18 protein-coding genes and 1 rRNA gene are annotated in these 23,026 nt (G+C 71.4%); 8 read left to right on the forward strand and 11 right to left on the reverse strand.

Annotated features, from left to right (window positions below):
• Positions 1–236 precede the first annotated feature (236 nt).
• Both ACFZDA_RS37335 and ACFZDA_RS37340 read right to left on the reverse strand, forming a co-directional pair.
• The gene (locus ACFZDA_RS37335; RefSeq protein WP_391090248.1) at positions 237–899 is read right to left on the reverse strand and encodes an HAD family hydrolase; all 663 of its coding nucleotides are present in this window, start codon (positions 897–899) and stop codon (positions 237–239) included.
• Positions 900–986: 87 nt separating this feature from the next.
• A complete protein-coding gene (locus ACFZDA_RS37340; protein WP_391090250.1) occupies positions 987–1,502 on the reverse strand; it encodes a DUF6912 family protein in 516 nt (171 codons plus the stop codon).
• Between the two features lie 334 nt (positions 1,503–1,836).
• Between ACFZDA_RS37340 and ACFZDA_RS37345 the strand changes: the two genes are divergently transcribed.
• On the forward strand, positions 1,837–2,574 hold the full coding sequence (locus ACFZDA_RS37345; protein WP_391090252.1) for an Rv3235 family protein: 738 nt from the start codon (positions 1,837–1,839) through the stop codon (positions 2,572–2,574).
• A gap of 102 nt (positions 2,575–2,676) precedes the next feature.
• On the opposite strand, the gene secA is transcribed toward ACFZDA_RS37345, so the two are convergent.
• Entirely contained in the window at positions 2,677–5,523 is a 2,847-nt protein-coding gene (gene secA, locus ACFZDA_RS37350; RefSeq protein ID WP_391090254.1) for a preprotein translocase subunit SecA, read from the reverse strand.
• A 280-nt stretch (positions 5,524–5,803) separates the two neighbouring features.
• Between secA and ACFZDA_RS37355 the strand changes: the two genes are divergently transcribed.
• Both ACFZDA_RS37355 and ACFZDA_RS37360 read left to right on the forward strand, forming a co-directional pair.
• Positions 5,804–6,373, forward strand: a complete 570-nt coding sequence (locus ACFZDA_RS37355; protein ID WP_391090256.1) for a GNAT family N-acetyltransferase — start codon at positions 5,804–5,806, stop codon at positions 6,371–6,373.
• 218 nt (positions 6,374–6,591) lie between these two features.
• Positions 6,592–7,770 carry a DNA glycosylase AlkZ-like family protein gene (locus ACFZDA_RS37360; protein ID WP_391090259.1) on the forward strand — a complete coding sequence of 393 codons (1,179 nt, stop codon included), beginning with the start codon at positions 6,592–6,594 and terminating at the stop codon, positions 7,768–7,770.
• 58 nt (positions 7,771–7,828) lie between these two features.
• On the opposite strand, the gene ACFZDA_RS37365 is transcribed toward ACFZDA_RS37360, so the two are convergent.
• The 7 genes from ACFZDA_RS37365 to mtnA form a co-directional block, all read right to left on the reverse strand.
• Positions 7,829–8,575 carry a response regulator transcription factor gene (locus ACFZDA_RS37365; RefSeq protein WP_356926911.1) on the reverse strand — a complete coding sequence of 249 codons (747 nt, stop codon included), beginning with the start codon at positions 8,573–8,575 and terminating at the stop codon, positions 7,829–7,831.
• Between the two features lie 206 nt (positions 8,576–8,781).
• Positions 8,782–9,480 carry a ribosome hibernation-promoting factor, HPF/YfiA family gene (hpf, locus tag ACFZDA_RS37370; protein WP_356926910.1) on the reverse strand — a complete coding sequence of 233 codons (699 nt, stop codon included), beginning with the start codon at positions 9,478–9,480 and terminating at the stop codon, positions 8,782–8,784.
• A 309-nt stretch (positions 9,481–9,789) separates the two neighbouring features.
• On the reverse strand, positions 9,790–10,686 hold the full coding sequence (locus tag ACFZDA_RS37375; RefSeq protein WP_391090261.1) for a ComF family protein: 897 nt from the start codon (positions 10,684–10,686) through the stop codon (positions 9,790–9,792).
• 282 nt (positions 10,687–10,968) lie between these two features.
• Complete coding sequence (locus tag ACFZDA_RS37380) at positions 10,969–12,801, reverse strand: LpqB family beta-propeller domain-containing protein (RefSeq protein WP_391090262.1); 1,833 nt, start codon at positions 12,799–12,801, stop codon at positions 10,969–10,971.
• Positions 12,791–15,040, reverse strand: coding sequence for an MtrAB system histidine kinase MtrB (gene mtrB / locus ACFZDA_RS37385; RefSeq protein ID WP_391090264.1), 2,250 nt, complete (start codon positions 15,038–15,040; stop codon positions 12,791–12,793). Before mtrB ends, ACFZDA_RS37380 begins: the two co-directional genes overlap by 11 nt.
• Position 15,041: 1 nt before the next feature.
• On the reverse strand, positions 15,042–15,731 hold the full coding sequence (gene mtrA, locus ACFZDA_RS37390) for a two-component system response regulator MtrA (RefSeq protein ID WP_003990656.1): 690 nt from the start codon (positions 15,729–15,731) through the stop codon (positions 15,042–15,044).
• 198 nt (positions 15,732–15,929) lie between these two features.
• The gene (mtnA, locus tag ACFZDA_RS37395) at positions 15,930–17,075 is read right to left on the reverse strand and encodes an S-methyl-5-thioribose-1-phosphate isomerase (protein ID WP_391090266.1); all 1,146 of its coding nucleotides are present in this window, start codon (positions 17,073–17,075) and stop codon (positions 15,930–15,932) included.
• A gap of 140 nt (positions 17,076–17,215) precedes the next feature.
• On the opposite strand from mtnA, the gene ACFZDA_RS37400 reads away from it, so the two are divergent.
• From ACFZDA_RS37400 to ACFZDA_RS37420, 5 genes are all read left to right on the forward strand, one after another.
• Entirely contained in the window at positions 17,216–18,586 is a 1,371-nt protein-coding gene (locus tag ACFZDA_RS37400; RefSeq protein ID WP_391090267.1) for a glycerophosphoryl diester phosphodiesterase membrane domain-containing protein, read from the forward strand.
• 61 nt (positions 18,587–18,647) lie between these two features.
• The gene (locus tag ACFZDA_RS37405) at positions 18,648–19,361 is read left to right on the forward strand and encodes a DUF4129 domain-containing protein (protein WP_391090269.1); all 714 of its coding nucleotides are present in this window, start codon (positions 18,648–18,650) and stop codon (positions 19,359–19,361) included.
• Complete coding sequence (locus tag ACFZDA_RS37410; RefSeq protein ID WP_391090271.1) at positions 19,358–20,554, forward strand: DUF4350 domain-containing protein; 1,197 nt, start codon at positions 19,358–19,360, stop codon at positions 20,552–20,554. The genes ACFZDA_RS37405 and ACFZDA_RS37410 overlap by 4 nt, the downstream gene beginning before the upstream one ends.
• Complete coding sequence (locus tag ACFZDA_RS37415; protein WP_391090283.1) at positions 20,554–21,546, forward strand: AAA family ATPase; 993 nt, start codon at positions 20,554–20,556, stop codon at positions 21,544–21,546. The genes ACFZDA_RS37410 and ACFZDA_RS37415 overlap by 1 nt, the downstream gene beginning before the upstream one ends.
• The gene (locus ACFZDA_RS37420; protein WP_391090273.1) at positions 21,546–22,856 is read left to right on the forward strand and encodes a DUF58 domain-containing protein; all 1,311 of its coding nucleotides are present in this window, start codon (positions 21,546–21,548) and stop codon (positions 22,854–22,856) included. The genes ACFZDA_RS37415 and ACFZDA_RS37420 overlap by 1 nt, the downstream gene beginning before the upstream one ends.
• Positions 22,857–22,935: 79 nt before the next feature.
• On the opposite strand, the gene rrf is transcribed toward ACFZDA_RS37420, so the two are convergent.
• A 5S ribosomal RNA gene (rrf, locus tag ACFZDA_RS37425) occupies positions 22,936–23,026 on the reverse strand; the annotation flags it as partial.

A 23,026-nucleotide genomic window follows, 5' to 3' on the forward strand; every position in this document is an offset into this window, starting at 1 on the left:
GTCCCGCCCGCGAAGACCAGCGACCGCCGCCCGGTCACGGATGTGGTCCGTGCTCTCCGGGCGCAGGGCAGGGACGACGACGTCCCCGCGAACTATCGCGCTGATCACGCCACCAAGGCTATCGCTCCTTACAGGGGGCCCGTCATGAGCCGTATGTGTACAAAACCAGGGCTGGAAGTTTGACGTTCTGCACAGTGCCACCACGTGGATACCGGCCCAGCTGCGGGCAATCGCAGCTACGCCGCCAGCCGCTCGGCCTCCGCCACGGCTTCCTCCAGCGTGTCCACGACCGGCACCCCGACCGCCTCCAGACTCGCCCGACTGTGCGACCCGCCGGTATACAGCACAGCCCGGGCCCCCACATGCTCCGCAGCCACCGCGTCATCCGCGGCGTCCCCGATCACGACGGTCCGCTCGGGATCCACTCTCAGTGACCCCAGATGCCGCACCATGTGCTCGGCCTTGCTGCCCCCCGACGGCCCGGTGCGCCCGTCCACCCGTATGAAGTGCGGCTCGATCCCGAACCCCCGCACCAACGGAACCAGCTCCTCGTGCACGTACATGCTGAGGATCGACTGGCTCCGCCCCGCCGACCGCCACCCGGACAGCAGCTCCACCGCCCCCGCCGTCAGCCCGCAGCGCACGCGGTGCTCCGCGTAGTACCGATGGAAGATGTCGTCCATGGCCTCCCACTCGGCCTCGGTCGGCAGCCGCCCCATCAGCCGCTCATAGAACTTCGGCACCGGCACGCAGTACAGCTCCCGGTACGTCTCCAGCGTCAGCGGCTCCAGCCCCAGCTCGGCGAACGCCGCGTTCGTCGCCCCGATGATCGCGTCGATGTCATGGAACAGCGTCCCGTTCCAGTCCCAGACAATGTGCGCGCCCGTCTGCTTCCCCATGCCTCAAAACGTACCCGGCCCCACTGACAATCAAGGCAACGGCGACTCAACGCGCCCCCTGAACGCCGAGAGCACCCTCCCCGGCATTCAGTCCCCGCGCCCCACCAGGTTCGGAATCTCCTGCGTGGCGAACCACAGCAGTTCGTGGTCCTCCGCCCCGTCCACGACGAACTGCGCGTCGTCGTCCCCACCGTCCGCCGCCGGCAGCGCCTCGGCCGCCGCCGTCACATCCGCCTCCGCGTCCGCGGCGTCGGCATGCACGGACGCCGCCTTGGCCAGCGCGACGGGGCCGGCGACCCGCACCTCCCCCAGCGCCGCCGGGTCGAGCCCCCGGTCGGGGTCCGCGCTCGCGGCCCGGTCCGGCACGTCCACGGCCACCACGACCCGCCGCCGCGGCGCCTGCGGCGTGGCCGCCAGCAGCCGCAGCGAGGCGAGCGCGGCCCTGCTCAGCGCCGCGTACTCCAGCTCCTCGATGTCGTCGGAGAGGTACCACTCGCGCAGCCCGGGCGTCACGGCGTACGCGACGAACGGCCCGGCTCCCAGCTCACCCGTCTTGTACGCCTCGGCGAGACCGGGGAGGGTCAGGGGGACGTAGACACGCATGGCTGGCCGCTTCTTTCGTGGTCGTTTTGGTGGTCGTTTTCGTGGTCGTGGTCACGGCCGGAGGGCTCCGGAGGGGCTTCAGGATACGTGCGGCGCGTCCCCTTTCGAGTTCCGCCCTGTGACGCCGGACGCGGCAACTCCAGGCCCGGCATTCACCCGGCACACCCCCGCACTGACTGGTTCCACGCCCTCCGTATCACCCGGATAGGTGAACCTTCCGGGCGCCCGCCACCCGAGCTCCGCTTCCTTGCCCCCGACCCCGTCCGCCCCGTACAAGATCACCAACCCGAAGTTACTCTCCGGTATCAACCGGGCCCACGAAACGGGGACCCCCATGCACAAGGTCATGACCAGGGCACAGCAGCGCCCGGCCACCCGCCCACCAGCCCGCCGCGACCCGCGCCGCCCCGGCGGCAGCCCCGGCGTACGTACGCCCAGCACGGCTACCTCCCGCGCCCCTGGCGGCACCATCCCGCCCCGTACCCCTGGCGGGGGCCCAACCCGCACCACGGCAGCCGACGGCCGGCCTCCGGGCCCCGCCCGCACCGCGAACCCCCGCACCCGCCCCACGGACACCCGCCCGCCGACACCCTCCGCGACCTCCGCAGCACCCCGCAGGTCGACACGAACCACCGCCCCGCCCTCCCGGAGCACCACACCCGTTCCGGCCCTCCAGGGCGCCGCACCACGCGTCCCGGCCCAGCACCCCCACCGCCCGGCTCCGGCCGCGCACCTCCTCCCCACCGACCTCTTCGCCGACCTCCTGGTCGCCGTCCTCAGCGGCCACCGCCCCGTCCACTCGATGCTCCGCCACACCCGGGGCCGCGCCTACGACGAACTGGCCTGGCTCGCCGAACGCGGCCCCCTGCGCACCCGGGGCGCCCGCCCCGTCGTCCGCGACATCGGCTACTGCGAACCCCGCCCCGGCGCCATCGAGGCCTTCGCCCGCATCGGCGCCGGCGACCGGCTGCGCGCCATGGCCTTCCGCCTGGAGCTCGGCCAGGACCTCCGCTGGCGCTGCACGGCCGTGGAACTCGGTGGCCCCCGCCCGCCCCGCACAGAGGCCGACTGAGCCGTCGCCGTAGGCCGCAGAGCCGCCGATCCCGCCAAAACCGAAGGGCCGGACACCCTCGGGTGTCCGGCCCTCCATGCTCCTACGGCGCCTCAGCGACCGTCACTTCTTACGACGGCCCCGGCTCCGCGCCTGCTTGCGGCGCTCCGCGCGCGTGAGGCCGTCGGCCTCGGAACGCACCGGCTCCTCATCGGTGGCGAAGTCGCCCTCGATGGTGCCGCCCTCGCCGTCGACCGTCGGGGCGGAGAAGTGGAGGTTGCGCCGCTGCGGGGCGTCGAGCCCCTTGGCGCGGATCTCCGGGCGGGCACCGGCCTGCGCCGGCACCGTGTCGTGCTTCTCCAGGTCGGCCACCGGCTTGGTGTCCTCGACCGGGACCTCCTCGACCTGCTGCTCGACCTGAACCTCCAGGTTGAACAGGTAGCCGACGGACTCCTCCTTGATGCCCTCCATCATGGCGGTGAACATGTCGAAGCCCTCGCGCTGGTACTCGACCAGCGGGTCCTTCTGCGCCATCGCGCGCAGGCCGATGCCCTCCTGGAGGTAGTCCATCTCGTAGAGGTGCTCGCGCCACTTGCGGTCGAGGACCGACAGCACGACCCGGCGCTCCAGCTCGCGCATGATCTCGGAGCCGAGCTGCGCCTCGCGCGCCTCGTACTGCTCGCGGATGTCGTCCTTGATGGAGTCGCCGATGAACTCGGCGGTCAGCCCGGCCCGGTCGCCGGCGGCCTCCTCCAGCTCCTCGACCGTGACGTTGCACGGGTAGAGCTGCTTGAAGGCGCCCCACAGCCGGTCGAGGTCCCAGTCCTCGGGGAAGCCCTCGGCGGTCTCGGCCTGGACGTAGGCGTCGATCGTGTCGTCCATGAAGTGCTGCACCTGCTCCTGCAGGTCCTCGCCCTCCAGGACGCGGCGCCGCTCGCCGTAGATGACCTCACGCTGGCGGTTGAGGACCTCGTCGTACTTCAGGACGTTCTTACGGGTCTCGAAGTTCTGCTGCTCGACCTGCGACTGGGCGGAGGCGATCGCACGCGTGACCATCTTGTTCTCGATCGGCACGTCGTCCGGGACGTTCGCCATCGACATCACGCGCTCGACCATCTGGGCCTTGAACAGCCGCATCAGGTCGTCGCCGAGGGAGAGGTAGAAGCGGGACTCGCCGGGGTCGCCCTGACGGCCGGAACGACCGCGCAGCTGGTTGTCGATCCGCCGCGACTCGTGCCGCTCGGTGCCCAGGACATAGAGGCCGCCGAGCTTCTCGACCTCGTCCTTCTCGGCCTGGACGGCCTTCTCGGCGCGCTTGAGCGCCTCGGGCAGGGCCTGCGCCCACTCCTCGATGTGCTCCTCGGGGTCGAGGCCGCGCTGGCGCAGCTCCGCCTCGGCGAGGTCCTCGGGGTTGCCGCCGAGCTTGATGTCCGTACCACGGCCGGCCATGTTCGTCGCCACCGTGACGGAGCCCTTGCGGCCGGCCTGGGCGACGATCTGCGCCTCACGGTCGTGCTGCTTGGCGTTCAGCACCTCGTGCTGGATGCCGCGCTTGCTGAGCTGCTGCGAGAGGTACTCGGACTTCTCGACGGAGGTGGTGCCGACGAGGATCGGCTGGCCCTTGCGGTGCTTCTCCTCGATGTCGTCGACGACCGCCTCGAACTTGGCGACCTCGGTCCGGTAGATCAGGTCCGACTGGTCCTTGCGGACCATCGGCCGGTTGGTCGGGATCGGCACCACGCCGAGCTTGTAGATCTGGTGGAACTCGGCGGCCTCGGTCATCGCCGTACCGGTCATGCCGCAGAGACCGGGCTGCTCCTTGCCCTTGTGGTCGTGGCGCTTGTAGAGGCGGAAGAAGTTCTGGAGCGTGATCGTCGCGAGCGTCTGGTTCTCGTCCTTGATCGGCACCCCTTCCTTCGCCTCGATCGCCTGGTGCATGCCCTCGTTGTAACGGCGGCCCGCGAGGATACGTCCGGTGTGCTCGTCGACGATCATGACCTCGTCGTCGATGATGACGTAGTCCTTGTCCTTCTTGAACAGCTCCTTGGCCTTGATGGCGTTGTTCAGGTAGCCCACCAGCGGGGTGTTCACCGACTCGTAGAGGTTGTCGATGCCCAGCCAGTCCTCGACCTTGCTGACACCGGACTCGTGGATCGCGACCGTGCGCTTCTTCTCGTCGACGTCGTAGTCGCCGGTCTCCTCGATGCCCTTGAGCGGCTGGCCCGCCTCGCCGCGCTTGAGGCGCGTGACCAGCTTGGCGAAGTCGCCGTACCACTTGGTGGCCTGGTCGGCCGGGCCGGAGATGATCAGCGGCGTACGGGCCTCGTCGATGAGGATGGAGTCGACCTCGTCGACGATGGCGAAGTTGTGGCCGCGCTGGACGAGCTCGTCCTTGGACCACGCCATGTTGTCGCGCAGGTAGTCGAAGCCGAACTCGTTGTTCGTGCCGTACGTGATGTCGCTGGCGTACTGCTCGCGGCGCTGAGCCGGCGTCATGTTCGCGAGGATGCAGCCGACGGTCAGACCCAGGAAGCGGTGGACACGGCCCATCATCTCGGAGTCGCGCTCGGCCAGGTAGTCGTTCACCGTGATGATGTGGACGCCGTCGCCGGACAGCGCGTTCAGATACGCCGGCAGCGTGCCGACGAGGGTCTTGCCCTCACCGGTCTTCATCTCGGCCACGTAGCCCATGTGCAGGGCGGCGCCGCCCATCATCTGCACGTCGTAGTGCCGCTGGCCCAGGACGCGCTTGGCGGCCTCGCGGACGGTGGCGAACGCCTCGGGCAGCAGGTCGTCCAGCGTCTCGCCGTCCGCGTAGCGCTGCTTGTACTCATCGGTGAGGGCCCGCAGCTCGGCGTCGGAGAGGTCGACGAAGTCCTCTTCGATGGAGTTGACCTGGTCCGCGATGCGGTGCAGCTTGCGCAGGATCTTGCCTTCGCCTGCACGCATGATCTTCGAGAGGACGGACACGGGGGTTGGTCTCCTTGCCGGTCGGGCCTGGGACGGTCGGTTACCACTTGACTTACTGAGCAACGGCCATCGTATGCGAGGACCCCACCGCGCCGGGAGGGCCTGCCGTGACGGCGACCGTCCGCTGCTTCATTTCGCTTTCACTCCGCTTCGAAGGGGACAACGTCCGGGCCCCTCGGATAGTGCCGCATCCCCCACCCGAATTGAGCGAAGCGTGATCACACTCTCACCCACAGCAAACATATGGCGCTGTTCGAGGGCCTCCCACCACAATCGGCCGATGGACCCCGTCACCCTCACCACGGACCGCCTCCTGCTGCGCCCGGTCGGCCCCCAGGACACCGACGCGGTGTACGACGCCTGCCAGGACCCCGACATCCAGCGCTGGACCACGATCCCTTCCCCGTACCTCCGTGAGAACGCCGAGGCCTTCACGGAACAGTTGGTCCCCGACGGCTGGGCGGACGGGTCCATGTTCACCTTCGGCGTCTTCCTCCGCTCCGGGGAACTCGCCGGCATGATCGGCATCACCCTGCGCGCCCTGGGCACGGGTGAGATCGGCTTCTGGGCCGCCAAGGAGCACCGCTCCAACGGCTACGTCACAGAGGCCGCCCGCACGGCCTGCCGCTGGGCCTTCGTCCACGCGGCGATCGACCGCGTCGAATGGCGCGCCGAGGTGGGCAACCGCGCCTCGCGTGCGGTGGCGGAACGAGCCGGCTTCACCATCGAGGGCACGTTGCGCGCCGCGACCAACAACAAGGGCGTACGCCGCGACACCTGGATCGGCTCCCTGCTCCCCTCGGACCTGGGCCTCCCGTCGACGGCCCCGTACTTGCCGGCGCGCGCGTAGCTGCTTGAACTGCCTCAGCTGCCTCAGCTGCGGGCGATCATGCCCCCCGTGCCTGAAGGGCCTGGGAGGTACCCCCGGGGCGGCACGGGCGGGCGCAGCGGCACCCCGCTCCGCCGGGCTGCGCACCCACCCCACCCCAGCCCCCACACAGCACTCCCACACCCCAACCCCGCAGCTCACGCCCCCTCTGTCAGTCCCACCCCCTATCGTGCAAACCCATGACCACCCCGCGCCCGCGCCCCGCAACAGAGCTCTCCGCAGACGAGGCCCGCAGACTGTCCCTCCGCACCCAGGGCTTCCTCGGCGCCCCACCCCGCCGCTCCGGCGTCCGCGGCATCCTCCGCCACCTGGGTGCGATACAGCTCGACACCATCTCGGTCCTGGCCCGCTCCCACGAACTCGTCCCGTACGCCCGCCTGGGCGCGGTAGGCCGAAAGACCGTGGAGAAGGCCTACTGGGAAGGCACCCACGCCTTCGAGTACTGGTCCCACGCGGCCTGCATCCTTCCCATCGAGGAGTGGCCGCACTTCGCCTTCCGCCGCCGCGCCTATCGCAACCGCCCGCACTGGAACCACGAGCTCCCGGACGGCGCCTACGACGAGGTCATCAAGCAGCTCCGCGACGAAGGGCCCCTCACGGCCACGGAGTTGGGCGGTGCGAAGAAGACGAACGACTGGTGGGACTGGTCCGGCTCGAAGGTCGCCGTCGAACGCGCCCTGATGTACGGCGAGGTGGTCTGCGTGGAACGCCGCGGCTGGAAGCGCGTGTACGACCTCGCCGAGCGCGCGATCCCCGAGGCCCTGCTGCATGACGAGCTGGACGACACCGAGTGCCTGCGCCGCCTGGTCCGGCTGGCGGGCCAGTCCCTCGGCGTCGGCACCCGCGCGGACATCGCCGACTACCACCGCCTCAAGGGCGAGCAGGTCGACGCGGTGATCGCCGACTCAGGCCTCGTCCCCGTCACGGTCGAGGGCTGGGGCAAGCCCGCCTGGGCCGACCCCGCGGCCCTGGAGACACCCCCGCGCGGCCGCCACCGCACCACGCTGCTCTCGCCCTTCGACTCCCTGATCTGGGAGCGGGCGCGCACGGAGCGGATCTTCGGCTTCACCCACCGCCTGGAGGCCTACGTCCCCAAACAGAAGCGGGTCTACGGCTACTTCGCCATGCCGGTCCTGGCCGGCGGCCGGCTGGTCGGTCGCGTCGACCCGGCCCGCGCGGGGCGCACACTGGTGGCCAAGCAGGTCACGCTCGACGGCGCGAAGGCGGCCCCGGCCGTGGCCCTGGCCCTGGCCGAGGCGGCGACCTGGGTGGACTGCACGGACGTACGCGTGGAACGGGTCGACGCACCGGACCTGCGCGAACCCCTCGTCAAGGAACTCGCCCGCATCCTCGCCTGAGCCCTGAAGAATCAAGGGATCCAGGAATCAAGGGATCAGCGGTCAAGGGATGGCCAGATCACCGGATCTCGAGGATCTTCTCCCGCATCGCGTACACCACCGCTTCCATCCTGGAGTGCAGCTGAAGCTTCTCCAGGATGTTGCGCACATGGTTCTTCACGGTGTTCTCGGAGATGAACAACTCCTTGGCGATATCCCGGTTGTTCATGCCCGTCGCGACGAGTTTGAGGACTTCCAGTTCACGGTCCGTCAGCCGTGGCGCGGGCACCAGCCGGCGCTCGTCCGTGCGCTGGATCATCGACTTGAACTCGGTGAGCAGCTTCGACGCCATGGACGGGCTGATCTGCGACTGCCCGTCGGCCACCGCGCGAATGGCGGTGGCCACCTCGTCCGTCGAGATCTCCTTGAGGAGATAGCCGGTCGCGCCCGCCTTGATGGCGTCGTAGAGATCGGCTTCCTCGTCGCTGATCGTCAGCATGATGATCTTGGCGCTGGGGGCGACCTCCTTGATGGAGGTGCAGGCCTCGATCCCGCCGCGCTTGGGCATCCGCACATCCATCAGGATGATGTCGGGCAGCAGGTCGGCGGCCTTCTCGACGGCCTCGGCACCGTCGCCCGCCTCGCCGATGACCTGGATGTCCTCCTCGGCCGCCAGCACGATCTCCAGGCCACGGCGGAACAGGGCATGGTCGTCGACCACAAGGACTCTGATCGGTTCCTTGCGTGGAGAGTCCGTGTCCGGGCCCATGCCGACGACGCCGTCGTCGGCATCCTCGTCACGCATCGGTCCGAAGCTGTCCGCCATCGTTCCTCCCCCTGAAGGCTGTGGCCTGTGGTCCTGAGCCATCGCCAACCCAGAGCAACGACCCACCGGTTGGGCCGTGGCCAACCATGATTTCATGCCCGGACGACACCAGGGTGACGGAGCGGGGCGTCGAGAGGTCGCACGGGGGTGCCCCTGGGGGCGCACACGCGCTCCAGGGGCACCCGCTCCGCTGTCACCCTGCATGGTCAGCCGCCGAGCGCACCGCCTGCCTCGGGGGCGTGCGCCTGGGTGACCATCGTGTCCGTCCGGAGGTGGATCACGCCGTAGTCGTAGGCGTGCCGTCGGTAGACGACACTCGGTTCCTTCGTCTCGGAGTCGACGAACAGGTAGAAGTCGTGCCCGACCAGCTCCATCTCGTAGAGAGCCTGGTCGAGGGTCATGGGGGCTGCGACGTGGGTCTTCTCGCGGACGACGATCGGGCCGTCACCCTGCACTTCGAGTGAGCCGATCTTCTTCGTGGGGACGGCTTCTTCCGGCTCCTCCTGCGGAGTCGGCACCAGGCCGTTTCCGTTGAGCGTCGCCACACCCGGGACATGGTCGGCGACCTCAGCGGCCGAGATCCGGCGCGCGCCACGACGCGAGAACCGCTTGTCGTGCTGCCTGCGCAGCCGGGCTTCCAGCTTTTCCGCCGCCAGGTCGAGCGCCGCGTACGGATCGCTCGCCGCTGCCTCCGCCCGGATCACCGGACCGCGGGAGCGAAGCGTGATCTCCACTCGGTCACAGCGGTCGGCCTGCCTGGGGTTCGGCTCCTTGGACACCTCGACGTCGAGGCTGATCACCTTGCCATCGAGCTTCTGGATCTTCTCCAGCTTCAGCTTCTCGGCCACGTGCTTCCGGAACCGCTCGGGCACCTCGGTCTTGCGGCCCTTGACGACGATGTCCACGCAGAACTCCGTTCCCGGATCGCTCCGCTGCGCTGCGGAGCGTCTCCCTTTTGCACCAGGTCCCGGTGTGCCCCGGGACCTCGGACTCGGTGACTTCCACCTCCTCCCCCGTGAGCGAGATCTCCACTCCACCGTCGCGAGTGATGAAGGAAAACCCGCGGCACGGCATTCGGATTTGAGAGGTGTGGCCTGGCTTTCCCTCTCAACCGAACATATCTCGCCTGGACGGATGTCGTCACCCTCTACTGCGGCGTACCTCCGTTCAGGTGAAAAAGCCCTCTCGCTACCTGCAACGACGCAAGATCTCAGTCAGTTCCGGTTTATTTCAAAAGAGTCCGGTGATGCCGCGACCACTGCCGCGCACACCACGTCAACGGCTGCGTCGGCGCCGCCTCCGCCCGTCATTCCCTGCCGGACGGGCCGCCGGCCCGTCCTCTCTCGCGTTGTTCCGACGTTCTGTTCCTCTCTGCTTTCCCACGTCTCTCCCCCGTACACGGCCACAGTCCGCGCAGCGTTCGAAACCGGCCCCGCCGCCCGCACGGCCCGCGCGGCCTCCGCCAAGGACGCCCCCGTGGTCATCACGTCGTCGACGAGGACGACCGGCCCGCCGGAGAGCAGCCGGGCACCCCCGGGCACCACCGCCAGCGCGTCCGCGAGATTGTCCAGCCGCTGCCGGGAGTTGAGCTCCGACTGGTCGGCCACGGCCCGCCGCTGCCGCAGCACGCCGAGCACCCGGGCCGGCACCCCGCTCCGCCGCAGCTCACCCGCCGCCGAGAGCGCGATCCGCCGCGCGGGATCATGCCCCCGGGCCCGCACGGCCCGCCGTCCCGACGGAACGGGCACGAGCAGCACAGGAGCCCCGGCAGCCCGGGACCACGCGCCCTCTGCGGCGGCCCAGGAGCCGCCCCACGCCGTCTGGAGCCCCGCCCGCACGGCTCCCGCCAAGGCCACCCCGAGGGGACCGGCGAGCGCCAGCGCGCCCCGTTCCTTGTGGGCCAGCAGCGTCGCCCGCACCTCGTCCGCGTACCGAGCCGCCGCATGCACCACGGGCAGCCCGGGCGGCTCCGGCACGGGCCGCACCCGCCGCGCCGCGACTCCGCTCAGCACCGCACGGCACTTCGGGCACAGCACCGTACGAGGCCTCCCACAGCCCCCGCACTCGGCCGGCAGCACCAGGTCGGTGAGGTCCTGCCACCACCCCCGCATGACCACCACTGTGCCGCCCCTGGAGCCGCCCTGCCACCCCTGTGGACAACGGCCTGTGGACAACTTCCCGCCCGACGAACCGCTCGCCCCCCACACGAGTGACGGCCCGGTTGAACTGGCCCGTAGGACCTCGTGCGGCGACTCCAGGAGGCGGCGGCGAGGAGGCGAGGGGCGGGCTTGCGGGGGCTGCGGCGAGGCGGCCCATGGAGCAGCCCCGCGAGGCGCACCGGCCAAAGGGACGCCACACAGGGCGCACATGGGCGCCACACGGGGCGCCGCGCCTCACCCCGGATAGACCGGCGCCGTCCCCTCCGTCACCTTCTGCCACTGCGCCCCCGACGGCAGCCGGACGATGCCGTCCACCGAGTACGCCACCAGCGGCAGCCGCTCGTCCTCGGCGGCGGTGACCTCCTTCACGCCGGTCAGGGCCGCGGGCGCCGGTACGTCCGGCGTGGAGCCGTCGACCTGGACGTACCGCATCTGCTCCACGCCACCGTGCTCACGCCCGACCACCACGAGCCGGCTGTCCCCGGCCCACGACATGGCGGTGACCTCCTCCAACTCCGGCGTCGCGGAGCGCAGTTCCACCACCCTGACAGCAGGCTGCCCGCCCGGCTTGCCCTCCCGCTCGATCAGCCCGATGTACAGGGTCTTCCTGCCGCCCTTCTCCACGACGAGCGCGATCCGCACCCCGTCGGCGGCCACCCGCACGGCCTGGACCCGCCCGTCCAGGTGCGGTATGCGCACCTCCAGCGGGTCCCCCTTGCCCTCCTCCAGCAGGAGCAGCCGGGGGTTGTCCGGGTCGCGGTCGGCCACCCACAGGCCGTCCTGGGAGTCCCAGCTGGGAGTCGTCAGCCGGTCGGTCTCGGTCCGGCCATGGCTGCGCAGCACCGGCTCGCCCAGCGAACCGCCCGAGACCAGCGACCCCACGTACAGCGACTTGCCGTCGAGGCTGACACCGGCCGCGGTGTGCTCGTCACGCGAGACGGCCACCGACCGCAGTGCCGTGTCGCCCTCACCCAGCGCCCCCGGCGCGGGGTCCGACTTGGGGTCGCTGCTGCCCGCCGCGATCCGTACCAGCCGGTCCTTGCCGTCGACGAAGTACAGGTAGTCGGGGCGCCGCGTCGAGCTCCGGAAGGCGGCGGCATCGGCCGCGCCCTGCGCGAGCGAGCACAGCTCCTCCCCGCCGGCCCGCAGCTCGACCTCCTCCACCGCGGGGCTGAGGCTCTGCAAGGTGAACAGCATCTGGGCCGCCATCTCCTCGCACCGGTTGGTGCCAATGCCCGCGGCCTTGTCATTGAGCGGGACCGTCAGCTTGTTCCGGTCGTCGGGTGTCAGCGCACCGGTCTTCTTCGGCAGCGCCGTACCGGTGGGGAAGCCGGACCTGACGACGGGCCCGAGCCTTCGCGTGGGCCCGCTCAGGACGGAGCGCACCACCTGCGTCATGGGGTCCACCCGACGGCGGACGTACACGGGGTCGGCGACCGCGGTGGGCTGGGTGTCCGCCCCGGCCACCGTGGTGTTCGATGCGAAGTAGTACTTGTTGACGGACATGTAGTTGCGCTGGAAGTCCGACTCCCCCATGACGACGCCCTGCGGCAGCGCGTCGATCCGCCACTGCCGGCTCTTGTCGTCCTGCGTCAGGTGCACGGTGCGGCCGTACGCCCCGGTGGCCGGCGCGTACGCCTGCTGGGCGTCCACGGTGGCCACCTTGGTGCCGGTGAGCGTGTACGCGATCTCCCCGGTGTCCTCCCCGCCGCCCCCGGCCTCGGGCTTGGCGCCCGGGCCGTCCGCCAGCACGGTGGTGGAAAGCTCCGGCCGCCACGCCCTGGCGGCGTCGGCGGTCAGATACTGCCGCGCGGTCTTGTAGTGCGGATCGTCGCTGGTCAGCGCCTCCAGGAAGCCCTGCACGATCTCCGAGGGCGGTGCGTCCTCCCCCGGCGGCACGGCGAACACCCGCACCTGGGTGTCCTGGCGCGGTGTGGACTCCACACCCCGCAGATCCCCGCTGTCCGGCATCGAGGCACACCCCGCCAGCAGCAGGACGCCACCGGCGGCGTACGCCATCACGCGCGCGGGCGTACGCCGACCGCGCCCCCCACGGTCAGCGCCCACGAGATGCCTCCCCATGCCTGTTCGCGCTCTCCGCCTCGGTATCCCTGTCCGAGCCCGCGGATCCGCCGTCCCTGTCCGCGTCCCGCGTCCCACTCACGTCCCGGTCCCGAGAGGCCCCGGCTGAACCACTCGGCCCGCCGCCACCGGCGGTACTCACCGGACCACTCGCCCCACCGTTACCGAGCGTGCCCGCCGGGCCGCCCGCGCCCCCGTCGCGAGCCGGTCGCTCCGGAGTCGCCCGGGGATCGTCCTGCCGCCGCGTGCCCGAGGCGGGCCGTGGCACCACGCGGGCGCCGTTGCCGGGCAGCGCCGTCGGATCGGCCGTGGGGGCCGCTGAGGCGGCCCGCGGCGGTATCGGGTCCCGCGCCGCCCCCGACGGCACCGGCCCGCTCGCCGACTGTGCCGGCACGGTCGCCCGCTTCTCTCCGTCCCCGCCGCCGCACGGCAGCCCGGCGTCGTCGAGCCCCCGGTTCCGCCGTGAGTCCTTGGGCTCCAGCGGTATCGGCGAGCCCCTGAGCGGCTCGTCCGCGGTCCTGGGCAGTGTCAGCCGGAACTGTGAGCCGCCGCCCGGTTCGCCCCACGCCTGCAGCCAGCCACCGTGCAACCGCGCGTCCTCCAGGGCGATCGACAGCCCCAGCCCCGTACCACCCGTGGTACGCGCGCGTGCCGGGTCGGCCCGCCAGAAGCGGCTGAACACCCGGGTCGCCTCGCCCGGCTTGAGCCCGACCCCGTAGTCCCGCACCGCGACCGCGACCGCCCCGCCCGCCGCGGCGAGCTTGACGACCACGTCCCTGCCCTCACCGTGCTCGACGGCGTTCACGACGAGGTTGCGCAGCACGCGCTCCACGCGCCGGGCGTCGGCCTCGGCCACGACGGGCTGCTGGTCGCCCAGGGTGCGGATCTGCGTGCCCTTGCGCTCCGCGAGCGGCTCGGCCCCGCTGACCACCCGCCGGACGACCTCCCTGAGGTCTATCGGCTCCGCTTCCAGCGCCGCGGCACCCGCGTCGAACCGGCTGATCTCCAGCAGATCCGCGAGCAGCGACTCGAACCGGTCCAGCTGGTCGGCGAGCAGCTCCGCCGACCGCGCGGTCACCGGGTCGAAGTCCTCCCGCGCCTCGTGGATGACGTCCGCGGCCATCCGTACGGTGGTCAGCGGCGTACGCAGCTCGTGCGACACGTCCGACACGAACCGGCGCTGCATCCGCGACAGGTCCTCCAGCTGGCTGATCTTCAGCTGGAGGTTCTGCGCCATCTTGTTGAAGGCCTCGCCGAGCCGCGCGATGTCGTCCTCGCCGGTGACCTTCATACGCTCCTGAAGCCGCCCGGCGGACAACCGCTCGGCGATCCCCGCCGCCATCCGCACCGGCGTGACGACCTGCCGCACCACGAGCCAGGCGATGGCCCCCAGCAGGACCACGACGAACAGCCCGGCCGTCGCGAGGGTCCCCTTGACCAGGCTCAGCGACTTCTCCTCCTGGGTGAGCGGGAAGAGGTAGTAGAGCTGGTACGGGTCCCCGTTGGGATCGTTGACCTGCTTGCCGATGACCAGGCCAGGCTGGGAGTCCTTGGCCGGGTTGTTGTAGGTGATGCGGGCGTAGCTCTGCGCGGCCATCGTGCTGCTGCCGATCCGCTCGCGCAGGTCGGCGGGCACGCTCCTGCTCCAGTCCACCTCGCCGGAGGCCCGCTGCCCCCGGCCGCCCGCGCCGTCCTCGTCGGAGGCCGGGAGCGTCACCACGTCGAAGGCGCCCTGGCCGCCGCTGGACAGCGAGGACGCGAGGTCGCTCATCCACTCGCTGACGTTCTGCCCGGGACGCCCGTCCGCCGTGGCGACATCGTCGCCGGTGCCGCTCGCCGCCTCGTCGGCCCGCTGCTTGGCCACCGCGAACCCGCCCGTGGCCTGGCTCTGGGACGCCTTCACCTTGGCGTCCAGCAGGCCGTTGCGCACCTGCCCGATGACGACGAAGCCGAGCAGCAGGACCACGCCCAGCGACATCAGCAACGTCGTGACGACGACCTTGAGCTGGATGTTGCGCCGCCACAGCCGCATGACGGGCAGCAACGGCCGACGCACCCACCGCATGAACAGCCGGATGACCGGGCTGCCCTGGACCCCGCCCTGGAGCAGCAGCGCGCTCTCCAGGAACCGCCCCCAGCGGGAGCCGGACTTCTTCCGCCCGACAGGCCGCCCCGGGTGTGCCCCGGACCGTCCGGGCGCCGAAGCGGCACTGTCGCCGGACATGTCAGCTCGGCCCTGCCTTGTACCCGACGCCACGGACCGTCACCACGATCTCCGGCTTCTCCGGGTCCTTCTCGACCTTGGAGCGCAGCCGCTGCACATGCACGTTGACCAGGCGCGTGTCCGCCGCGTGCCGGTAGCCCCACACCTGCTCCAGCAGCACCTCGCGCGTGAACACCTGCCACGGTTTGCGCGCGAGCGCGACCAGCAGGTCGAACTCCAGCGGCGTCAGCGCGATCGACTGCCCGTCCCGCTTCACGGAGTGCCCGGCCACGTCGATGACCAGGTCACCGATGGCGAGCTGCTCCGGAGCGGGCTCCTCCGACCTCCTGAGCCGCGCCCGGATCCGGGCCACCAGCTCCTTCGGCTTGAACGGCTTCACGATGTAGTCGTCGGCACCCGATTCCAGGCCCACGACGACATCCACCGTGTCGCTCTTCGCCGTGAGCATCACGATCGGCACCCCGGACTCCGCCCTGATCAGACGGCACACCTCGATACCGTCCCGGCCGGGCAGCATCAGATCGAGCAGCACCAGATCGGGCTTGGACTCGCGGAAGGCGGCAAGCGCCTTGTCGCCGTCGGCCACGAAAGACGGCTCGAAACCCTCACCACGCAGCACGATGCCGAGCATCTCGGCAAGTGCGGTGTCGTCGTCGACGACAAGGACTCGTCCCTTCATAAACGACATCATCCCATTCTCATAACGGTGGCGAAGGCAGTGGTGAGGTAGGTCACCGCCAGTGACCATAGTCGCAGCAAGCGCTACTGTCTGCCCTCGTCCGCCCTCTGTTGATCTCGACGCCGGGCAGCGGCGAGGCCCCTCACCCCTCGAAGGGGCGAGGTTGCCGGAGCCCGCGCCCCTGCGCACGCGCTCCGGCAGCCGCCCGGCTCAGCCCGCCGCCCGGCGCGAGCGGCCGCACACCTCGGCGAGCGCCTCCGCCGTGACGGGCGAAACCGCACCCTCCTCCGTGACGATCGCCGTCACCAGATCCGGCGGGGTCACGTCGAACGCCGGGTTGTACGCCTGTGTGCCCAGCGGCGCCACCGGAATGCCACCGCCCGCCTCAGCCCCGGTCACCGGCACCTGCGGCGCCACGAACTCGGTCACCTCGTGACCGGCCCGCTGCTCGACCTCGATCGACGCCCCGTCCGGAGTGTCCGGATCCACCGTTGTCACCGGCGCCACCACGATGAACGGCACATGGTGATACCGCGCCAGCACCGCCAGCGGATAGCTCCCGACCTTGTTCGCCACCGAACCGTCCGCCGTGATGCGGTCCGCCCCGATCAGCACCGCGTCCACCTCTCCGGCGGCGAACAGCGACCCGGCCGCGTTGTCGGTGAGCAGCGTGTAGGCCATCCCGCTGCGCGCCGCCTCGTACGCCGTCAGCCGGGCGCCCTGCAACAGCGGACGCGTCTCGTCCACCCACAGACGCCGCAGCCGGCCCGCCCGGTGCGCCGCGAGCGCCACAGCGAACGCCGTCCCCTCCCCGCCCGACACCAGCGAACCGGTGTTGCAGTGCGTCAGGATCCGGTGCCCGCCGCCGGGCAGCAGCTCGTCCAGCAGCGCCAGCCCGTGCTCGGCCATCCGGGCACTGGCCTCTGCGTCCTCCCGGTGCAACTGCCGCGCCGCCGCGAGCGCCGCCGCGGCCGCCTGCCGGATGTCACCGCCGTCGGCGAGCGCGGCCTCGTGGGCCGCTTGCGCCCGGCGCACCCCCACCGCCAGGTTCACCGCGGTCGGCCGGGCACTCGCCAGCGCCGCGGCGGCCTCGTCCACGTCGAAACCCCGCTCGGCGGCGAGCGCGACGCCGTACGCCCCCGCGATGCCCAGCAGGGGCGCCCCGCGCACGGCGAGCGAGCGGATCGCCTCCACGAGCGCGGGCGCGTCCGTACAGACCAGTTCGACCTCCTCGGCCGGCAGCCTCGTCTGGTCGAGAAGGACCAGCACGGGTCCTTCCGGTGGCTCTTCCCAACGGATCGCCGAGATCTCGGTCGGCCGCTTGTCGTCGCCGCTGTACGCGTACTGATCAGCCATGCGGTCAGTCTGCCCCCTGAGGCGCGGACAATTGAAGGTACGCAGCCCATACCGCGGCCGGTCACTCCAAGACCACCCCATGGCACGATGGCTGCCAACCTGCCGCCGCGACCGCGGACGGGCACCGTGAAGGAGCGACGATGAACGACACTCCGGGCTGGGCCTCGCCCGGATCCGCCCCGTCCGACGGGCAGAAGCCAGACGCGTCCGGCCCTGCCGAGCCCGCCGACCGCCCCGGTCCGGCACAGCCCGCGGACCAGCCGGGCCAGTCTGCCCAGGCCCCGCAGAACCCCGGCCCGCAGTGGTCCAAGGACCAGCCGCCACCCGCCCAGTGGTCCGCCCCCAGCGGCCCCGGAGGCCCGGCCGCCCCAGGCCAGGCGCCCCCGCCCCCGCCACCCGGCCCCGGCTGGGGCACCCAGCCCCCCGGCGGATACGGCCCTGGAGCCCCCGGCGGATACGCAGGCCCCGGCGGTCCCGGAGGCCACGGCGCCTGGGGCAACGCCTGGGGCGGCCCCCCGCCCGCGGCCAAACCCGGCGTGATCCCGCTCCGCCCGCTCGGCGTGGGCGAGATCCTCGACGGCGCCGTCTCCACCATGCGCACCTACTGGCGCACGGTCCTGGGCATCTCCCTGACCGTGGCGGTCATCACCGAGATCATCGTCGTGCTGTTCCAGGGCCTCGTCCTGGACGACTCCAGCACCGAGGCCCTCAACGACCCCAGCGCCACCCTCAGCGAACTGAGCCGCGCCATGGGCGACGCCATGCTCAACTCCACCGTCGTCTTCGTCATCTCCCTCGTCGGCACGGTCATCGCGACCGCACTGCTCACCACCGTCACCAGCCGCGCCGTGCTCGGCAAGTCGGTGACCATCGGCGAGGCCTGGCGGGACGCCCGCCCCCAGGTCGTCAAACTCTTCGGCCTCATCTGCCTGTTGCTGCTCATCACCGCGGGCATCGTCACCGTGGGCACCCTGCCCGGCCTCCTCATCGCCGCCTCCGGCAGCACCGGGGCGGGCGTCGCCCTCACCGTCCTGGGCGTCATCGGGGCCGGCATCGTCGCCCTCTGGCTGATGATCCGCTTCTCCCTGGCATCGCCCGCCCTGATGCTGGAGAAGCAGGGCATCAAGAAGGCCATGAGCCGCTCCACGAAGCTGGTCCGGGGCACCTGGTGGCGGATCTTCGGCATCCAGTTGCTCGCCACGATCATCGCGAACGTCGTCGCCTCGATCATCGTCATCCCGTTCACCTTCCTCGCCGCGGCCCTCAGCGGCGGCGGCGTCACCGGCTGGCTCAACAGCGGCGGCTCCGGCCTCGGCTGGACCTTTCTCATCGTCAGCGGCATCGGCGCGGTGATCGGCTCCATGATCACTTTCCCGATCACGGCCGGCGTCACCGTGCTCCTCTACATCGACCAGCGCATCCGCCGCGAGGCCCTCGACCTCGAACTGGCCCGCGCCGCCGGTGTCCAGGGCTACGGCTCCACCGCCCCCGGCGCCGTCCCGGGGAGCTGATGGGGTGAGCTGGGCGGGGGACGTTCTCACATCGGCGCTGCCACGCGCCGCCATACGCACCATGCCGCGCGCCGACGGCACCTCCGTACTGTCCTCGGTACGCTCCGCCGACGAACCGCCCCTCACCATCCCGCGCGACCCCGCGCGCGAGGCGGCCCGGCGCGAGCTGTCGAAGCGGATGTACCACGAGAACGACCCCAGCCTGTTCCAGCGCGCCCTCGACGCCTTCTGGGACTGGCTCGACAAACTGTTCAACGCCGCCTCGACCGCCACACCCGGCGGAACACTCGGCCTGGTCGTCATCATCCTGGCCGTCGTCGCCGTCCTGACCGCCCTGTGGTGGCGCCTCGGCACCCCGCGCCGCCAACCCACCTCGTCCGCCACCCTGTTCGACGACCGCCCCCGCAGCGCCGCCGACCACCGCGCGGCCGCCGAGGCACACGCCGCCCAGGACCACTGGAACCAGGCCGTCCAGGAACGCATGCGCGCCCTCGTCCGCGCCCTTGAGGAACGCGCCCTCCTCGACGCCCGCCCCGGCCGCACCGCCGACGAGGCCGCCGCCGAAGCCGGCCGGGCCCTGCCCGCCCACACCGACCGACTGCGCGCCGCCGCCCGCGACTTCGACGACGTGACATACGGCGGCCGGTCGGCGACCGAGCAGTCGTACCACCGCATCGCCGAACTCGACCGCGACCTGGAACGCACCAAGCCCCAGCTCACCGCGAGCAGCGCCCACAGCACGGCCCCCCACACCCGCCAGGGAGCCGCCGAATGACCACCGAGGCCACGCTCCCGTCCACCTCGGCCTCGCCCACCGCACGCCAGGTCTGGACCCGCACGCGCGGCATCGCGCTCGCCCTCGTGCTGCTCCTGGTCGGAGCCGTCGCCATCGCCGTGCTCCGCTCCGACGCCCGGCACGGCGAACTCGACCCGCGCTCCGCCGACCCCAACGGCAGCCGCGCCGTCGCCGAACTCCTCGCCGACCGGGGCGTGGACACACGCGTGGTCACCACCCTCGACGAGGCAGCCGCCGCGGCCGGCCCGGACACGACCCTCCTGGTCGCCGTCCCCGACCTGCTGACCCGCAGTCAGCAGACCCGCCTGCACGACGCGTTCGCCGACTCCCGCGGCCGCACCGTCCTGGTCGCCTCCGGCAGCGCTTCCATCGACCGACTCGCCCCCGGGGTCACCGCCGACCCCGCCACCAGCCTCGACTCCACGCTCTCCCCCGACTGCGGCCTGCCCGCCGCCCGCCGCGCGGGCACCGCCGACACGGGCGGCGTCCGCTACACCACCACCCGCCTCGACGCCGACGCGTGCTACCCCAGCGAGCGCCTGGCCACCCTGCTGCGCATCCCGGACGCGACCGGGGACGGCGACACCGTCGTCCTCGGCGCGCCCGACATCCTCCTCAACGACCGCCTCGACAAGCAGGGCAACGCCTCGCTCGCCCTCCAGCTCCTCGGCTCCCGCCCCCATCTGGTCTGGTACCTCCCCTCGCTCTCCGACACGTCGGCCACCGGCACCGACGACGAACGCAGCTTCTTCGACCTGCTCCCCTCGGGCTGGCTCTGGGGCACCCTGCAACTCTTCATCGCCGCAGCCCTGGCCGCCCTGTGGCGGGCACGCCGACTCGGCCCCCTCGTGCCCGAAAAACTCCCCGTCGCGATCCGCGCCTCCGAAACCGCCGAAGGCCGGGCCCGCCTCTACCGCAAGGCCGACGCCCGCGACCGCGCGGCCAACGCTCTTCGCTCCACCACTCGCACCCGCCTCGCCCCCCTCACAGGCGTCCCCGTCACCCAGGCGCACACGCCCGAGGCCCTGCTCCCCGCCCTGTCCGCCCACCTCCACGGCGACGGACAGGACCTGCACACCCTGCTCTTCGGGCCACCGCCCAGCGACGACGCAGCACTCATCGCACTCGCCGACCGACTCGACGCCCTCGAAAGAGAGGTACGCCGTCCATGATGGACCCGACCACTGACAACGCCGGGAAGACCGGGGACCCGGGCGCCACCGCCCGAGCCTCCCTGGAGGCCCTGCGCGCCGAGATCGCCAAGGCCGTGGTCGGCCAGGACCCCGCCGTGACCGGCCTCGTCGTCGCCCTGCTCTGCCGCGGCCACGTCCTCCTCGAAGGCGTCCCCGGCGTCGCCAAGACCCTCCTGGTCCGCGCGCTCGCCTCCGCCCTCGAACTCGACACCAAACGCGTCCAGTTCACGCCCGACCTGATGCCGAGCGACGTGACCGGCTCCCTGGTCTACGACACCCGCAGCGCCGAGTTCTCCTTCCAGCCCGGCCCGGTCTTCACCAACCTGCTCCTCGCCGACGAGATCAACCGCACGCCCCCCAAGACCCAGTCGTCCCTCCTGGAAGCCATGGAGGAACGCCAGGTCACCGTCGACGGCACCCCCCGCCCCCTGCCCGACCCGTTCCTGGTCGCCGCGACCCAGAACCCGGTGGAATACGAGGGCACCTACCCCCTCCCCGAAGCCCAGCTGGACCGCTTCCTCCTCAAACTCACCATCCCCCTCCCCTCCCGCCAGGACGAGATCGACGTCCTCACCCGCCACGCCGAGGGCTTCAACCCACGCGACCTGCACGCCGCCGGCGTACGCCCCGTGGCGGGCCCGGCCGACCTGGAGGCAGCCCGCGCCGCCGTCGCCAAGACGACGATCTCCCCGGAGATCACCGCCTACGTGGTCGACATCTGCCGCGCCACCCGCGAGTCGCCGTCCCTCACCCTCGGCGTCTCTCCGCGTGGCGCCACGGCCCTCCTGGCCACCGCCCGCGCCTGGGCCTGGCTGACCGGCCGCGACTACGTCATCCCCGACGATGTGAAGGCCCTCGCCCTCCCCACCCTCCGCCACCGCGTACAACTCCGCCCGGAGGCCGAAATGGAAGGCGTGACGGCCGACTCCGTCATCAACGCCATCCTCTCCCACGTCCCCGTCCCCCGCTGATGGCACTCACCGGACGCGCCGCCCTCCTCGCAGCCCTGGGCTCCCTCCCCGTAGGCATCTGGGAACCCAGCTGGACGGGCATCCTGGCGGTCAACGCGCCCCTGGCCGTGGCCTGCGCCTGCGACTTCGCCCTGGCCGCCCCCGTACGACGTCTGGGCCTCACCCGGTCCGGCGACACCTCCGTACGCCTCGGCGACACCGCGGACGTGACGCTGACCATCACCAACCCGTCCCGCCGCCCCCTCCGTGCCCGACTCCGCGATGCCTGGCCACCGAGCGCCTGGCAGCCGGGCATGGAAACGGCGGCCTCCCGCCACCGCCTCATGGTCCCCGCGGGTGAACGCCGACGCGTGACGACCCGCCTGCGCCCCACCCGCCGGGGCGACCGCCAGGCCGACCGGGTCACCATCCGCTCCTTCGGCCCCCTCGGCCTCTTCTCCCGCCAGGGCACTCACAAAGCCCCCTGGACGGTACGTGTCCTGCCCCCTTTCACCAGCCGCAAGCACCTGCCTTCCAAACTGGCCCGCCTCCGCGAACTGGACGGCCGCACCAGCGTGCTCACCCGCGGCGAGGGCACCGAATTCGACAGCCTGCGCGAGTACGTCCCCGGCGACGACACCCGCTCCATCGACTGGCGTGCCACAGCCCGCCAGTCCGCGGTCGCCGTACGCACCTGGCGCCCGGAACGCGACCGCCACATCCTCCTGGTCCTCGACACCGGCCGCACTTCGGCGGGCCGCGTGGGCGACGCGCCCCGCCTCGACGCCTCCATGGACGCGGCCCTCCTCCTCGCCGCCCTCGCCTCCCGCGCCGGCGACCGTGTCGACCTCCTCGCCTACGACCGCAAGGTCCGCGCCCTCGTCCAGGGCCGCACGGCGGGCGACGTCCTTCCGTCCTTGGTCAACGCGATGGCCACGCTCGAACCCGAGCTCGTCGAAACGAACGCCCGAGGCCTCACGGCAACAGCCCTGCGCACGTCCCCCCGCCGCTCTCTGATCGTGCTCCTCACGACCCTGGAGGCTGCCCCCATCGAAGAGGGCCTTCTCCCGGTCCTCTCCCAGCTCACACAGCGCCACACGGTCCTGCTGGCATCAGTGGCGGACCCGCACATCACCGAAATGGCCAAGGCCCGCGGAAACGTCGACGCCGTCTATGAGGCGGCCGCGGCGGCGCAGGCCCAGTCCGAGCGTCACCGCACGGCAGAACAACTCCGCCGCCATGGCGTGACAGTCGTCGACGCAACACCGGACGATCTGGCGCCGGCACTGGCGGACGCGTATTTGGCATTGAAGGCGGCTGGACGTCTGTGACGGTAAGGGCCTCTCGGAAGAAGGCCCCTAAACGCAGAAAGCCCCCGCATCCGAAGATGCGGGGGCTTTCCCAAGAATTGTTCGGCGGCGTCCTACTCTCCCACAGGGTCCCCCCTGCAGTACCATCGGCGCTGTAAGGCTTAGCTTCCGGGTTCGGAATGTAACCGGGC

It is taken from the genome of Streptomyces sp. NPDC007991 (assembly GCF_042958445.1).
Classification (GTDB): domain Bacteria; phylum Actinomycetota; class Actinomycetes; order Streptomycetales; family Streptomycetaceae; genus Streptomyces.

Bases quoted from the DNA above. Each gene is read 5' to 3' on its own strand.
- ACFZDA_RS37335 (WP_391090248.1), bottom strand. From the start codon at position 899: ATGGGGAAGCAGACGGGCGCGCACATTGTCTGGGACTGGAACGGGACG.
- ACFZDA_RS37365 (WP_356926911.1), bottom strand. From the start codon at position 8,575: ATGGCGGACAGCTTCGGACCGATGCGTGACGAGGATGCCGACGACGGC.
- mtrB (WP_391090264.1), bottom strand. From the start codon at position 15,040: ATGTCCGGCGACAGTGCCGCTTCGGCGCCCGGACGGTCCGGGGCACAC.
- ACFZDA_RS37340 (WP_391090250.1), bottom strand. From the start codon at position 1,502: ATGCGTGTCTACGTCCCCCTGACCCTCCCCGGTCTCGCCGAGGCGTAC.
- ACFZDA_RS37345 (WP_391090252.1), top strand. From the start codon at position 1,837: ATGCACAAGGTCATGACCAGGGCACAGCAGCGCCCGGCCACCCGCCCA.
- ACFZDA_RS37355 (WP_391090256.1), top strand. From the start codon at position 5,804: ATGGACCCCGTCACCCTCACCACGGACCGCCTCCTGCTGCGCCCGGTC.
- ACFZDA_RS37415 (WP_391090283.1), top strand. From the start codon at position 20,554: ATGGACCCGACCACTGACAACGCCGGGAAGACCGGGGACCCGGGCGCC.
- ACFZDA_RS37375 (WP_391090261.1), bottom strand. From the start codon at position 10,686: ATGCGGGGGTGGTGGCAGGACCTCACCGACCTGGTGCTGCCGGCCGAG.
- ACFZDA_RS37405 (WP_391090269.1), top strand. From the start codon at position 18,648: ATGCCGCGCGCCGACGGCACCTCCGTACTGTCCTCGGTACGCTCCGCC.
- ACFZDA_RS37360 (WP_391090259.1), top strand. From the start codon at position 6,592: ATGACCACCCCGCGCCCGCGCCCCGCAACAGAGCTCTCCGCAGACGAG.
- mtrA (WP_003990656.1), bottom strand. From the start codon at position 15,731: ATGATGTCGTTTATGAAGGGACGAGTCCTTGTCGTCGACGACGACACC.
- ACFZDA_RS37420 (WP_391090273.1), top strand. From the start codon at position 21,546: ATGGCACTCACCGGACGCGCCGCCCTCCTCGCAGCCCTGGGCTCCCTC.
- ACFZDA_RS37400 (WP_391090267.1), top strand. From the start codon at position 17,216: ATGAACGACACTCCGGGCTGGGCCTCGCCCGGATCCGCCCCGTCCGAC.
- mtnA (WP_391090266.1), bottom strand. From the start codon at position 17,075: ATGGCTGATCAGTACGCGTACAGCGGCGACGACAAGCGGCCGACCGAG.
- ACFZDA_RS37410 (WP_391090271.1), top strand. From the start codon at position 19,358: ATGACCACCGAGGCCACGCTCCCGTCCACCTCGGCCTCGCCCACCGCA.